Raw genomic sequence first — 14934 nt, 5'->3', positions numbered from 1 at the left:
AAAACCCAATAACCAGGATGCGTTTATGAAACAGAATCTGCGGGGCGTGATGCCGGCATTGCTCACTCCTTTTAATCAGCAACAACAGGTAGATACCGACAGCCTGCGCCGTCTGGTGCGTTTCAATATCGAACAGGGAATCGATGGCCTGTACATTGGCGGTTCTACCGGTGAAGCTTTTCTGCAAAGCCTGCAGGAGCGCGAACAGGTGCTGGAAATCGTGGCGGAAGAAGCCAAAGGAAAGGTGACACTGATCGCCCATGTCGGCGCCATCAGCACCCGTGAAAGCCAGACGCTGGCCGCCGCCGCACACCGTTACGGCTTTGATGCCGTCTCCGCAGTGACGCCTTTCTACTATCCTTTCAGCTTTAATGAACACTGCGATCACTACCGCGCGGTCACGGATTCCGCCGAAGGTCTGCCGATGGTGGTTTACAACATTCCGGCACTTAGCGGCGTGAAACTTACGCTGGATCAGATCGACACGCTGATCAAACTGCCCGGCGTGGGTGCGCTTAAACAAACGTCCGGCGATTTGTATCAAATGGAAAAAATCCGCCGTGCGCATCCTGATTTAGTGCTTTACAACGGTTACGACGAAATCTTTGCATCCGGCCTGCTGGCAGGGGCAGATGGCGGAATTGGCAGCACGTACAACGTGATGGGCTGGCGTTATATGGCCATCAAAAAAGCCGTACAGGAAGGGGACATACAGCGCGCCATGCATCTGCAAAGTGAGTGCAACAAGGTCATCGATTTGCTGATCAAAACGGGCGTATTCCGCGGACTGAAAACGATTCTGCATTACATGGATATCGTTGCCGTGCCGCTGTGCCGCAAACCTTTTGCGCCGGTGGATGAACAATATCTGCCAGCCCTTAAGGCGCTGGCCACGCAGCTTCAGGTGGAACGCAGCACGTTCTGAATCCGGATGCCGGGATTTCCGGCATCAATAATCCTTTATCAGTCCTGACCAAAGGGTGGGTTAATGCTAATCCGCCCGGGGGTGATTTATGCGTAACAATGCCCGACAGATCTCATGGTTTCGCCATTTGACTAAACCGCAATGGAAAGCATTTTCGGCCGCCTGGATTGGCTACCTTTTGGATGGTTTTGATTTTGTCCTGATCGCATTAGTGCTGACAGAAATTAAGAGCGAGTTCGACCTGACCGGCGTTCAGGCGGCAAGTCTGATTTCTGCGGCGTTTATTTCCCGCTGGTTTGGCGGGTTATTGCTTGGCGCGATGGGCGACCGTTATGGCCGTAAACTGGCGATGATCACCAGTATCGTGCTGTTTTCTGTCGGGACGCTCGCCTGCGGCTTTGCGCCCAATTTCACGGTGATGTTCCTCGCAGGCCTGATTATCGGCATGGGTATGGCGGGCGAATACGGCTCAAGCGCCTCGTATGTCATCGAAAGCTGGCCAAAGCATTTACGCAATAAAGCCAGCGGGTTTCTGATTTCAGGTTTCTCGGTCGGTGCCGTGATTGCCGCGCAGGTTTACAGCGTCGTGGTGCCGGTATGGGGCTGGCGCGCGTTGTTTTTCATCGGCATCCTGCCGATTATTTTCGCCCTCTGGCTGCGTAAAAACATTCCGGAAGCGGAAGACTGGCAGGCGAAGTTTGCCCATAAGAAACCAGTCAGAACCATGGTGGATATCCTCTATCGCGGCAAGCATCGGGTCATCAACGTCGGTATGACGATAATCGCAGCCGCTGCATTATATTTCTGTTTCGCCGGGGACGTGGGCAGCGCTGCGGTGATTGCTGTTCTGGGGCTGGTTTGCGCCGCTGTTTTCATCAGCTTTATGGTGCAGGGCAGCGGTAAACGCTGGCCGACCGGTGTCACACTGATGGTCGTCGTCTTCTTTGCTTTCCTTTACTCCTGGCCGATTCAGGCGCTGTTACCGACTTACTTAAAAACCGAACTGGCCTATTCCCCGACGCTGGTGGCTCATGTGCTGTTCTTCAGCGGCTTTGGCGCAGCGGTCGGTTGCTGTGTGGGCGGCTTTCTCGGCGACTGGCTGGGAACGCGCAAAGCCTACGTTTACAGCTTACTGGCCTCGCAGCTGCTCATTATTCCGGTATTTGCTATCGGCGGCGGAAATATCTGGGTGTTGGGTTTACTGTTATTCCTGCAACAAATGTTAGGCCAGGGCATCTCCGGCATTCTGCCTAAACTGATTGGTGGTTATTTCGATACTGAACAACGTGCGGCGGGACTGGGCTTTACCTACAACGTCGGTGCGCTGGGTGGCGCACTGGCACCGGTTATCGGGGTGGCGATTGCCCAGCGTCTGGATCTCGGTACTGCGCTGGCTTCACTGTCCTTCGGACTGACGTTTGTGGTGATTTTGTTGATCGGGCTGGATATGCCGTCACGCATTCAGCGCTGGGTTCATCCTGAAGCCTTACGCACGCATGACACGATTGATGGCAAACCTTTCAGCGGTGCACTGAAAAAACCGAAGCCAGAAAATCCGAAAAACGGATTGATCAGAAACTGAATTTTGCAGGGAGTTTTTATGTCATTGCTTGAAAAACTGGATGCAGAGATTGCAAAGGCTGGCGGACTGATTGTGTCCTGTCAGCCGGTTCAGGGCAGTCCGCTGGATAAGCCTGAGATTGTGGCCGCGATGGCACTGGCAGCAGAACAGGCTGGTGCGGTGGCGTTGCGTATCGAGGGTATCGAAAACCTGAAAGCCACACACGCTCTGGTGTCTGTGCCGATCATCGGCATTATGAAACGTGACCTTACTGACTCGCCGGTGCGTATCACGCCTTTTCTGGAAGACGTTGATGCGCTGGCCGCAGCGGGAGCCAGCATTATTGCTTTTGACGGCACTGAGCGCGAAAGGCCAGTGCCGGTGGCAAAATTACTGGCACGAATTCATCAGCATCAGCTGCTGGCAATGGCTGATTGTTCCTCACAGGAAGACGGCCTGAAATGTCACCGGATGGGGGCAGATATTATCGGCACGACATTATCCGGCTATACCACAGAGCAAACGCCACAAGAGCCTGACTTTGAATTAGTGAAAGCGCTCAGCGATGAAGGTTGCCGTGTGATTGCCGAAGGGCGCTATAACTCGCCAGCTCTGGCCGCTCAGGCAATGCAATTCGGGGCATGGGCGGTGACGGTGGGTTCTGCCATTACCCGTCTTGAGCACGTCTGCCAGTGGTTTCGGGATGAGATCGTAAAGGTCGCGAAATGACCACGCTGGTTGTCGATATTGGCGGCACCAAACTGGCGGCGGCACTGGCAGACAGCGCGTTAAATCTCAGCGGAAGAAGGGAAATCCCCACGCCCGCGAGCAAAACACAGGATGCTTTGCAGGCCGCGCTGGCTGAACTGGTCGCACCGCTGGTTTCACAGGCGCAGCGTGTTGCGGTCGCTTCTACCGGGATCATCAGGCATGGGGTTCTCACAGCGCTGAATCCGGATAATCTCGGCGGACTTAGCCATTTTCCTCTGGTCGATGTGATTTCGCGTCTGACGCAACTCCCGTGTATGGCGGTAAACGACGCACAGGCGGCTGCCAGGGCTGAGTACCACGCACTTTCAGCCGATATAACGGATATGGTATTTCTCACCGTCTCGACCGGCGTCGGCGGCGGAATGGTGAGTAACGGCAAGCTGCTGACCGGTACGCAAGGGCTGGCGGGGCATTTCGGTCATATGCTGGCGGATCCGCACGGACCACGCTGCGGCTGTGGCCGTATGGGCTGCGTTGAAGCGATAGCATCCGGACGCGGGATGGCCAGCGCAGCAAGCGGCGATTTAGCCGGTTGCACGGCAAAACAGATTTTTGTTCATGCGGCAGCGGGGCATTTGCAGGCACAAGAACTGATACAGCGTTCTGCCCGTGTGCTGGCGCGGTTGATAGCGGATATTAGAGTGGCGACCGATTGTCAGTGCGTGGTGATGGGCGGAAGTATTGGTCTGGCGGAAGGCTATTTAGGGCAGGTTAAAACGTTTCTTAATGAAGAACCTGAGGTTTGTCGCGTACCGCTTTTGATGGCAAAACATCAGCATGACGCCGGTTTGCGGGGCGCGGCGTTACTGGCGCAGGATATGACGTTCTGGAATAAATCTGCTTAAAAAACAACGGGGCTACCATCGCTGGCAGCCCCGTTTTCATGACAGAACGGATCAGACTTCGAGGAAGTTCATGATGCCTTCTGCCGCTTTACGACCTTCGGCAATCGCCGTGACCACCAGATCAGATCCGCGAACCGCATCGCCACCGGCGAAGATTTTCGGGTTGCTGGTCTGGAAAGCGTTGTCGCTGCCTTCAGGGGCAAGGATGCGTCCCTGAGAGTCCAGCTCAACGTCGTGGGCTGCCAGCCATTCCATTTTGTGAGGGCGGAAACCAAACGCCATAACGACAGCATCAGCTTCCATCACATGTTCGGAACCGGCCACGATTTCAGCACGACGACGGCCATGAGCATCCGGTGCGCCCAGTTCGGTACGCGCCATACGTACGCCACACACGCGACCTGAATCGTTCAGTTCGATACTCAGCGGTTGCAGGTTGAATTTGAAATCCACACCTTCTTCGCGCGCATTCTTCACTTCACGACGTGAACCCGGCATGTTTTCTTCGTCACGACGGTACGCACAGGTCACATGGGTTGCGCCCTGACGGATTGAAGTACGCACGCAGTCCATCGCGGTGTCACCACCGCCCAGTACCACGACGCGCTTTTTATCCATCGTCACAAAAGGCTCTTCCTGACTGTCATCGTAGCCCATCAGTTGCTTGGTGTTGGCGATGAGGAACGGCAGGGCATCGTAAACGCCTGGCGCATCTTCATTCAGCAAGCCACCGCGCATGGACTGATATGTCCCGACGCCGAGGAACACAGAATCGTATTCCGCCAGCAGCGCATCAATTGTGATGTCTTTGCCGACTTCGGTATTGAGCTGGAATTCGATACCCATCTCAGTGAAGATTTCGCGACGCTTGGTCATCACCGATTTTTCCAGCTTGAAGGCCGGGATACCGAAAGTCAGCAGGCCGCCGATTTCCGGATGGCGATCGTAAACCACTGCTTTCACACCGTTACGGGTCAGGACATCCGCACAGGCCAGACCTGCCGGACCTGCGCCGATGATTGCCACACGTTTGCCGGTTGGCTGTACGTGAGACATATCCGGACGCCAGCCCATTTCGATGGCTTTATCATTGATATAGCGCTCGATGTTACCGATGGTCACCGCACCGAATTCATCGTTCAGGGTACAGGAACCTTCGCACAGACGATCCTGCGGGCAGACGCGCCCGCAAACTTCCGGCAGGCTGTTGGTCTGGTGCGCGAGGTCGGCGGCTTCCATGATGCGACCTTCGTTCGCCAGCTTCAGCCAGTTCGGAATGTAGTTGTGAACCGGACATTTCCATTCGCAGTAAGGATTACCACAGGACAGACAGCGGTCTGCCTGCGATGCGGCCTGAGTTGCTGAGAACGGCTCGTAAATTTCCACAAACTCAATTTTACGGATCTTCAGCGCTTTTTTAGGCGGATCAACACGCTGTAAGTCGACAAATTGATAAACGTTTTGACTCATCTTAACCTCTTACTGCGCTTGTACCCGCAGCTCAGCTGCGGAACGACTACGGTGACCCAACAATGCTTTGACATCACTGGACTTCGGTTTTACCAGGGCAAATTTAGGCGCCCATTCCGGCCAGTTCGCCAAAATCTCTTCACCACGGGTCGATGCGGTCAACTGTACGTGTTCGATGATCAAACCGCGCAGATGCTCTTCATGGATAGCCAGTTCGGCCACTTCCAGGACTTCAACCAGTTCCGGGTTAACGCGTTTGCGGAATTCGCCGTCTTCATCAAGAACATAGGCGAAGCCACCGGTCATGCCTGCGCCGAAGTTGACGCCGGTACGGCCAAGAACACAAACAATGCCGCCGGTCATGTATTCACAACCGTTATCGCCGATACCTTCGACTACGGTGATAGCACCGGAGTTACGCACCGCGAAACGTTCACCCGCACGACCCGCTGCAAACAACTTGCCGCCGGTTGCGCCGTACAGACAGGTGTTACCGATAATGCTGGCTTCGTGGCTGCGGAACGCTGAACCGATTGGCGGACGGATAGCAATACGGCCACCGGCCATGCCTTTGCCCACGTAGTCGTTCGCGTCGCCGGTCAGCATTAAATCTACGCCGCCTGCGTTCCAGACGCCGAAGCTCTGGCCTGCGGTGCCGTTGAAGTTAATTCGCACCGGATCGGCCGCCATACCCTGATCGCCATGTTTCTCAGCAATTGCACCGGACAACATTGCGCCAACGGAGCGGTCAGTGTTGCGGATATCAAAGTAGAACGCTTTGCTCTGCTTGGACTCAATGTGCGGAGCAGCCTGCTCCAGAATGTCTTTGTTCAGCTGACCCTTATCAAACGCCGGGTTGCTTTCGGTGCAGTACACCGCTTTGCCTTCATGCGGTGTGGCAGTCGCCAGCATCGCAGAGAGGTCGAGATTGTTTTGCTTGGCAGTGAAACCGTCCAGCTCAGTCAGCAGATCGGTACGACCAATCAAGTCCACCAGCTGGCTGACGCCCAGTTCGGCCATGATTTCACGGGTTTCCTGAGTGATGAACTTAAAGTAGTTCACCACACGTTCTGGCAGGCCGTGATAGTGGTTGCGACGCAGTTTGTCATCCTGAGTTGCCACGCCCGTTGCGCAGTTGTTCAGGTGACAAATACGCAGGTATTTACAACCCAGCGCGACCATCGGACCGGTACCGAAACCGAAGCTTTCTGCACCCAGAATCGCGGCCTTGATGATGTCGAGGCCCGTTTTCAGGCCGCCATCCACCTGCAGACGGATTTTGTGACGCAGGCCGTTGGCGACCAGTGCCTGTTGTGTTTCTACCAGACCCAGTTCCCACGGACAACCGGCGTATTTCACCGAAGACAGCGGGCTTGCGCCGGTGCCGCCATCGTAGCCGGCGATAGTGATAAGGTCCGCATAGGCTTTCGCCACGCCGACAGCGATAGTACCGACGCCCGGTTCAGAAACCAGTTTCACCGAAATCATCGCTTTTGGGTTGACCTGTTTCAGGTCGAAAATCAGCTGCGCCAGATCCTCGATAGAATAAATATCGTGGTGTGGCGGTGGAGAAATCAGAGTGACACCCGGCACGGAATAACGCAGCTTCGCGATGTACGGCGTCACTTTGTCACCCGGCAACTGACCACCTTCACCTGGTTTTGCACCCTGTGCGACTTTGATCTGAATAACGTCAGCATTGACCAGATATGCCGGTGTCACACCGAAACGGCCGGAAGCCACCTGTTTGATACGGGACACTTTATTGGTGCCGTAACGCGCAGGATCTTCGCCGCCTTCGCCGGAGTTTGAACGACCACCGATGCTGTTCATCGCTTCAGCCAGAGACTCATGTGCTTCCGGGCTTAACGCACCGATAGACATCGCTGCCGTATCGAAGCGGGTATACAAACCTTCCGCTGGTTCAACCTGATCAACAGGGATCGGCTGACCTTTTGGTGTCACTTTCAGCAGGTCACGCAGTGTGGCGACCGGGCGTTCGTTAACCAGTTTGGCGTACTTTTTATAATCGTCGTAATCACCGCTATTCACTGCGGTTTGCAGTGTGGTAACCACGTCCGGGTTGTAAGAGTGATATTCGCCACCGTGGACAAATTTCAGCAGACCTCCCTGATCCAGCGTCTTGCGTTTCAGCCACGCGCGTTTGGACAGATTCAGTAAATCCTGTTCGAAATCGCTGTAACCGGCACCGCCGATACGGCTGACCACGCCATTGAAACAGGTATTGCACAGATCCTTCGCCAGACCGACCGCTTCAAACAGTTTGGAGCAGCGGTAAGAGGCGACCGTCGAGATGCCCATTTTGGACATGATCTTGTAAAGACCTTTGTTGATGCCGTTACGGTAGTTCAGCATCACTTCACGGTATTTCTTCTCGATAACCTGCGTATCGACCAGTTTGGCCAGCGTTTCGTAGGCCAGATACGGGTAAACCGCCGTCGCACCGAAACCAATCAGTACGGCGAAATGGTGGGGGTCACGGGCGCTGGCGGTTTCAACAATGATATTGGCATCGCAGCGCAGGCTTTTCTCAACCAGACGCAGTTGCAGCGCGCCGACGGCCATAGGTGCAGGCAGCGGCAGGCGGTTCGGGGCAATATTGCGGTCAGACAGCACCAGCAGAACCGCGCCGTTACGCACTTTCTGTTCGCCTTCGTCACAGAGTTTCTGGACGAACTGCTCCATATTTTGTTCGGTCGGATCGTAGGTCAGATCCAGTGTTTCAGCGCGATAGTGTTTGCTGTCGAGCGTGGTGAGCTGTTTAAAGTCAGACCACAGCAGGATTGGCGATTTGAAGCTCAGACGGTGCGCCTGCCCTTCGGCTTCGCAGAACACATTCATCTCGCGGCCAATGCTGGTCGCCAGGGACATCACGTGGGCTTCACGCAGCGGATCGATTGGCGGGTTGGTGACCTGCGCAAACTGCTGGCGGAAGTAGTCATAAACAATACGCGGACGGCTGGAAAGCACGGCGAATGGTGTGTCATCGCCCATTGAGCCGACGGCTTCCTGACCGTTTTCACCCAGTACGCGGATGATTTGATCGAGTTCTTCGCTGCTGTAGCCGAACTGCTTCTGGAAAGTTTCCAGTAAGGTATCTTCCATCTCGCGGCTGCCGACCTGGTCTTCCGGCAGGTCTTCGAACGGCACCAGACGCTGAACGTTTTTCTCCATCCATTGCTTATAAGGATGGCGGCCTTTCAGGTCGTTATCGGTTTCCGCTGAGTGGTGGATCTTGCCGCTGCGGGTGTCGATCACCATCAGTTCGCCAGGTCCGACGCGGCCTTTTTCGACCACTTCATCAGGCTGGTAATCCCAAATCCCGACTTCAGATGCACAGGTGATCAACTTATCTTTAGTGATGACATAACGCGCAGGGCGCAGACCGTTACGGTCGAGGTTACACGCTGCATAACGACCGTCTGACATCACGATACCGGCCGGACCGTCCCACGGCTCCATGTGCATGGAGTTGAAATCGAAGAACGCGCGCAGATCGTCGTCCATGTCCGGGTTTTGCTGCCAGGCTGGCGGAACCAATAAACGCATGGCGCGCAGCAAATCCATCCCGCCCGCCAGGAACAGTTCCAGCATGTTATCCAGCGAGCTTGAGTCAGAGCCGGTTTCATTAACAAATGGCGAAGCGTCTTGCAGATCCGGGATCAGCGGCGTTTTGAATTTATACGCACGGGCACGCGCCCACTGACGGTTACCGGTGATGGTGTTGATTTCGCCGTTGTGCGCCAGATAGCGGAAAGGCTGAGCCAGTTGCCAGCGCGGAACGGTGTTGGTCGAGAAACGCTGGTGGAACAGGCAAATCGCTGATTCCAGACGCAAGTCCGCCAGGTCTAAATAGAAGCGGGGCAGATCCGCAGGCATACACAGACCTTTATAGATCGTGACCACGTTGGAGAAGCTGCACACATAGAAATCTTTATCCTGAATGCGTTTCTCAATGCGGCGGCGCGCCATATACAGGCGGCGCTCCATGTCACGCGGACGCCATCCGGCAGGCGCGTTGACAAAAATTTGTTCGATACGAGGCAGGGAGGAAAGCGCGATTTCACCGAGTACGTCCGGATTGGTCGGAACGTCACGCCAGCCCACCACGGACAGCGTCTCGTTTTGCAATTCTTCTTCTACAATGCGGCGGCTCGCCTCAGCTTCTTTTTCATCTTTGCTGAGGAACAGCATGCCCACGGCGTAGTTTTTCGCCAGACGCCAGCCACGTTCTTCGGCAATCATGCGGAAGAAGCGGTCAGGTTTTTGCAGATGAAGGCCACAGCCGTCGCCGGTCTTGCCGTCAGCAAGGATCGCGCCACGGTGTTGCATACGGGCCAGTGCGTGAATTGCAGTACGCACGACCTTATGGCTAGGTTCGCCTTCTATATGGGCGATCAGGCCGAAACCACAGTTGTCCCTCTCTTGGGATTTATCGTACAACATAACGTGAACCTCCCCAGGCTCTGCGAGACTCTCACACCAATCGCGAGCGGTCTTATTCACAGAGTTTGTCCGCAATTTCGCGCACTCTTGCGGTGCGTTGATTGCCCGGACATCTCCGTCAAAGGCCTCTCGTGATGGTTCTCACAAGTGGTGGTTGACTTGTTTTAATGAGGGAGTCTTCAATTACTGCATAAATATGACGAGTTGCTCACCCGTCGAGATTGCTTCCAGCGGACTCCCAACTTAGCGAGAAAGCACCATCAGGTCAAATGGCGAATTAACTTATATTAAAAGTGATATAAAAGACATTAACTAATTGATATCTAAAAATTAATTAACGTTTTTAATGGCATAATATCGGTGTGGTAAAGCGTGCAAAGTGTGAGCTGACTCACTATAGGGAAAGCTCCAGATCTCCGCACCGTGCTGGCAGGTGCTTATTTACCAGTATTTTATACTGGAAAAGTCTGCGGGCATGCGGTTTGTCACTGTTTTTAACCTGACAGTAATAATGTGTCTGAACGGTGTGAGTAATAAGAATTATTCATATCACCGGGAATGACTTTATTTGCAGTAATAATGAATAGTTATGCCTGCGCTAAAGGCGCCGAGAATGAAAGAATTCGGAGGATTAAAGGAAAAGATGTTAGCCACAGGGCATTTGGCAACTTTATCAGCCTGATAAAGCCGGTCGATATTAATAATATCACCCTGCAAAATAGTCAATAACTCTGCCCTTATTTCCTGCATTGCACCATGACCAGCCCTTGTACGGTGCATCTCACAAACTTCATGCTCAATGATGACCCCGCCATCACGCAGGGGAGGTTTTGCGGTATGATTCAGACGTCTTCGTTTTAAGGGAACCGTTATGAAGCAAATCCGGGTTTTAGCGCAGTATTATGTCGATCTGATGGTCAAGCTGGGGTTAGTGAGATTCTCACTGCTGCTGGCATCTGCGCTGGTGGTGCTGGCGATGATCGTCCAGATGGCGGTCACCATGCTCCTGCGCGGGCAGGTTGAAAGTATCGACGTCGTTCGTTCCATTTTCTTTGGTTTGCTGATTACGCCCTGGGCGGTGTACTTCCTGTCGGTGGTGGTCGAACAGCTCGAAGAGTCGCGCCAGCGTTTAGCACGACTGGTCGATAAACTGGAAGAGATGCGCCATCGTGACCTCGAACTGAATCAGCAGCTCAAAGACAATATTACGCAACTGAATCAGGAAATCGCCGACCGCGTGAAAGCGGAAGAAGCGCGTCTGGCAGTGGTTGATAAACTGAAACTGGAAATGCAGCACCGCGAACAGGCGCAGATCGAACTGAGCCAGCAATCTGCATTATTACGCTCTTTCCTCGATGCCTCGCCGGATCTGGTCTATTACCGCAACGAAGACAAAGAATTCTCCGGCTGTAACCGGGCGATGGAGTTGCTGACAGGTAAAAGTGAAAAACAACTGATCGGCCTGACCCCGGATGATGTTTATACCCCGGACATCGCTGAGAAAGTGGTCGAAACCGACGAGAAAGTGTTCCGCCACAACGTTTCCCTGACGTACGAACAATGGCTGGTGTATCCGGATGGCCGGAAAGCCTGCTTTGAGCTACGCAAAGTGCCGTTCTATGACCGGATTGGTAAACGACATGGCCTGATGGGCTTCGGGCGCGATATTACCGAACGCAAGCGTTATCAGGACGCGTTAGAGAATGCCAGCCGTGAGAAAACCACTTTCATCTCCACGATCAGCCACGAACTGCGTACGCCGCTTAACGGGATTGTCGGGCTGAGCCGAATTCTGCTCGATACTGAGCTGGACAAAGAACAGCACAGCTATCTGAAAACCATTCACGTCAGCGCAATCACACTCGGCAATATCTTCAACGACATTATCGAAATGGACAAAATCGAGCGCCGCAAAGTGCAGCTCGATAATCAGCCGGTGGATTTCACTGAATTCCTGTCAGATCTGGAAAACCTCTCCGGCTTGCTGGCACAGCCGAAAGGGCTGAAATTTGTGATGGAACCGGATCTGCCGCTGCCACGCAGTATCACCACCGACGGTACACGTTTGCGCCAAATCCTGTGGAATCTGATTGGTAATGCGGTCAAGTTCACCCGTGAAGGCGAAATTGTCCTGAGCGTACATTACGAACCGAACGATATGCTGCGTTTTGTGGTGCGCGATTCCGGAATGGGCATCCCGCAGGACGAACAGGATAAAATTTTCGCCATGTATTATCAGGTGAAAGACCAGAATGGCGGCAAACCAGCGACCGGTACGGGCATCGGCCTGGCGGTATCAAAACGTCTGGCACAAACGATGGGCGGTGACATTACCGTCAGCAGTGTGCCGGGGCAGGGTTCGAGCTTCACGCTCACCGTGCGCGCACCTAAACTGGATGCGCCAGACGAACAGCTAGACGAAGAAGAAGATATGCCACTGCCTGCGCTGCATGTGCTGCTGGTGGAAGATATCGAGCTGAACGTCATCGTGGCACGTTCGGTGCTGGAGAAGCTGGGTAACAGCGTCGAAGTGGCGATGAACGGACACGATGCACTGGAGATGTTTGATCCTGACGAGTTTGATCTGGTGTTGCTGGATATTCAGTTGCCGGACATGACAGGTCTGGATATTGCCCGCAAGTTACGCACGGATTACGCCGGTAAGCATTTGCCGCCACTGATTGCGCTGACGGCCAACGTGCTCAAAGACAAAAAAGAATATCTTGAGGCAGGAATGGACGACGTGCTGAGCAAGCCGCTGTCTGTTTCCGCGCTGACTGCGATGATCCAGCAGTTTTGGGATCATCAGCCTGAAATTTCCGTTTCTGAAAAGGAGCCTGTAGTGATGAAAGACAGCGAAACGTTGCTTGATACCGCCATGCTTGAGCAGTATATCGACCTGGTTGGTGCGAAACTGATTTATCAGAGTGCAGATATGTTTGAAAAGATGATGCCGGGTTATCTGGCGGTGCTTGATTCCAACATGACGGCGCGCGACCAAAAGGGCATCGCAGAAGAAGGTCACAAAATCAAAGGCGCTGCGGGTTCTGTTGGCCTGAAACATTTGCAGCAGCTGGCGCAACAGATCCAGACCCCGACACTGCCGGCATGGTGGGACAACGTTCAGGAATGGATTGATGAGCTGAAGGCAGAATGGCGTAATGACATCAAAGTTTTACGTGACTGGACGGCAAACGCTGAAAAAAAATAACCCCAGCCGAGGCCGGGGTGCGCGAATACTGCGCCAACACCAGGGAAAGAGGTAACCCACGATAGTTTTTAGGGTTCGGTTTTCGCAGGTCTTGGAATTCAGTCTTAAAGTCTAATACATCCTGTAGCAATCAACATAACAAATATAAGCAGAACTGTTACAACATTCATTAAAAACTGTGATGTAGATTAGTCTTTGTCTATACAAAACATCAAGCCTTTATCGCAGGATTTTTGACAGAATACAAATGAAGCATGTTGATGTTGTATTGGCGACATGCAATTTTGCTTATGGAAGTGAATAATCATAGACTCATCAGCCTGTGACTTTGCAACACATACGGTTATGAAACCGGTTCTATAAAATGCAAAATCACTGGCAAGTTACTGTAATTCATCGTTTATGCACGATTTTTAGCAAAATGGCTTTTTCAGGGCTAAAAGAGATCTAAAATTTATTTTAAATGAAAAAATTTCACTTAGGTCAGTGCGCATTTTGTCTGACAAAAAGACGTACTCGCTGCTGATTTGTTATGGTTTACAGGTGCCGGATTTGACTTAGGTTGTTCGTTAGTCATGGAATAATCGATGAGAATTTATTCACTTTCTCTAATGTAATTCATAAGAATTGCTTACGTGTAGTTTGTGGGTTCATACACAAATATTTTACTTTATCGCTCAAAAATACTTCAGCTTGAAAAAGGTAAGAATATCAGGCGGTTTTCCGGAACTCATTGATGGTAGTGGTAAAATCGGAATTTCCCGCTCTGAATGTAAGTAAAGGTTTCATTCATATTGCTCAATTGTTAGCAATATTGTTCAGCATTTCGCTAGCCTGATTTTGCAGGTTAATATCAGGATTGATTAGATGGTCGGATGTGTTGTGGAAAGCGCTAAATGAATAAAATTACTCGAAAGGGTCTCTTGCGCAAGCCGGTCTTATGGGTGAAACGTGCGTTAATACTGTTACTCTGCTTATGGGTAGCGGGCATTCTTCTTTTTTCATTTCTCCCTGTGCCTTTCTCTGCAGTCATGGTGGAGAGGCAAGTTTCAGCCTGGCTGACCGGTGATTTTGGTTACGTAGCGCATTCAGACTGGGTACCGATGAGTGAAATTTCCTCACCCATGGCGCTCGCGGTGATGGCCGCTGAAGATCAGAAATTCCCTGAGCACTGGGGTTTTGATATGGATGCTATCCAGTCCGTTCTGGATAAAGATGGCGGCAAAATGCGCGGTGCCTCGACATTATCTCAGCAAACTGCCAAGAATCTGTTCCTTTGGGACGGGCGCAGTTGGGTGAGAAAAGGGCTGGAGGCGGGACTGACCGTAGGCATTGAAACGGTGTGGACCAAACGCCGCATACTGACGGTGTATCTGAATATCGTGGAATTTGGTGACGGCGTATTTGGTGTGGAACAGGCTTCGCAACATTTCTTCCACAAACCCGCCAGTCGCCTTACTGCTTCTCAGGCAGCGTTGCTGGCGGCGGTGTTACCGAATCCGCATCTGTTCAAAGTAAATGCGCCTTCCGCTTATGTGTTGCGTCGCCAGCAGTGGATACTGCGCCAGATGAGCCAGCTTGGCGGAGAGTCTTTCCTGCAAGAACATAAACTTCATTAGCGTCTGACGTTTTTGAGGAATAAAAAAGGACAGCCCGGGAGCTGTCCTTTTTTGTTGTAGCTGAT

At 52.8% G+C, this 14934-nt stretch carries 8 protein-coding genes; 6 read left to right on the top strand and 2 right to left on the bottom strand.

Annotation, left to right across the window (positions count from 1 at the left end; translation table 11 throughout):
- Positions 1-25: 25 nt before the first annotated feature.
- From nanA to nanK, 4 genes are all read left to right on the top strand, one after another.
- Positions 26-925 (top strand): N-acetylneuraminate lyase, encoded by a 900-nt coding sequence (gene nanA, locus J1784_RS12875; protein WP_217149562.1) that lies wholly within the window; start codon positions 26-28, stop codon positions 923-925.
- Between the two features lie 88 nt (positions 926-1013).
- Complete coding sequence (locus tag J1784_RS12870) at positions 1014-2507, top strand: MFS transporter (protein ID WP_217149561.1); 1494 nt, start codon at positions 1014-1016, stop codon at positions 2505-2507.
- An 18-nt stretch (positions 2508-2525) separates the two neighbouring features.
- On the top strand, positions 2526-3215 hold the full coding sequence (locus J1784_RS12865) for an N-acetylmannosamine-6-phosphate 2-epimerase (protein ID WP_217149560.1): 690 nt from the start codon (positions 2526-2528) through the stop codon (positions 3213-3215).
- Positions 3212-4102, top strand: coding sequence for an N-acetylmannosamine kinase (nanK, locus tag J1784_RS12860; protein ID WP_217149559.1), 891 nt, complete (start codon positions 3212-3214; stop codon positions 4100-4102). The genes J1784_RS12865 and nanK overlap by 4 nt, the downstream gene beginning before the upstream one ends.
- A 51-nt stretch (positions 4103-4153) precedes the next feature.
- On the opposite strand, the gene J1784_RS12855 is transcribed toward nanK, so the two are convergent.
- Both J1784_RS12855 and gltB read right to left on the bottom strand, forming a co-directional pair.
- Entirely contained in the window at positions 4154-5572 is a 1419-nt protein-coding gene (locus tag J1784_RS12855) for a glutamate synthase small subunit (protein WP_217149558.1), read from the bottom strand.
- A 9-nt stretch (positions 5573-5581) separates the two neighbouring features.
- Positions 5582-10039 (bottom strand): glutamate synthase large subunit, encoded by a 4458-nt coding sequence (gene gltB / locus J1784_RS12850; RefSeq protein WP_217149557.1) that lies wholly within the window; start codon positions 10037-10039, stop codon positions 5582-5584.
- A gap of 871 nt (positions 10040-10910) precedes the next feature.
- Between gltB and arcB the strand changes: the two genes are divergently transcribed.
- Both arcB and mtgA read left to right on the top strand, forming a co-directional pair.
- Positions 10911-13250, top strand: coding sequence for an aerobic respiration two-component sensor histidine kinase ArcB (arcB, locus tag J1784_RS12845; protein WP_217149556.1), 2340 nt, complete (start codon positions 10911-10913; stop codon positions 13248-13250).
- A gap of 896 nt (positions 13251-14146) precedes the next feature.
- The gene (gene mtgA, locus J1784_RS12840) at positions 14147-14869 is read left to right on the top strand and encodes a monofunctional biosynthetic peptidoglycan transglycosylase (RefSeq protein ID WP_217149555.1); all 723 of its coding nucleotides are present in this window, start codon (positions 14147-14149) and stop codon (positions 14867-14869) included.
- Positions 14870-14934: the final 65 nt, after the last annotated feature.

Source organism: Rahnella ecdela, assembly GCF_019049625.1.
Classification (GTDB): domain Bacteria; phylum Pseudomonadota; class Gammaproteobacteria; order Enterobacterales; family Enterobacteriaceae; genus Rahnella; species Rahnella ecdela.
The sequence above is the reverse complement of the archived record's forward strand: the minus strand, read 5'-3'. Positions and strand labels throughout refer to the sequence as shown.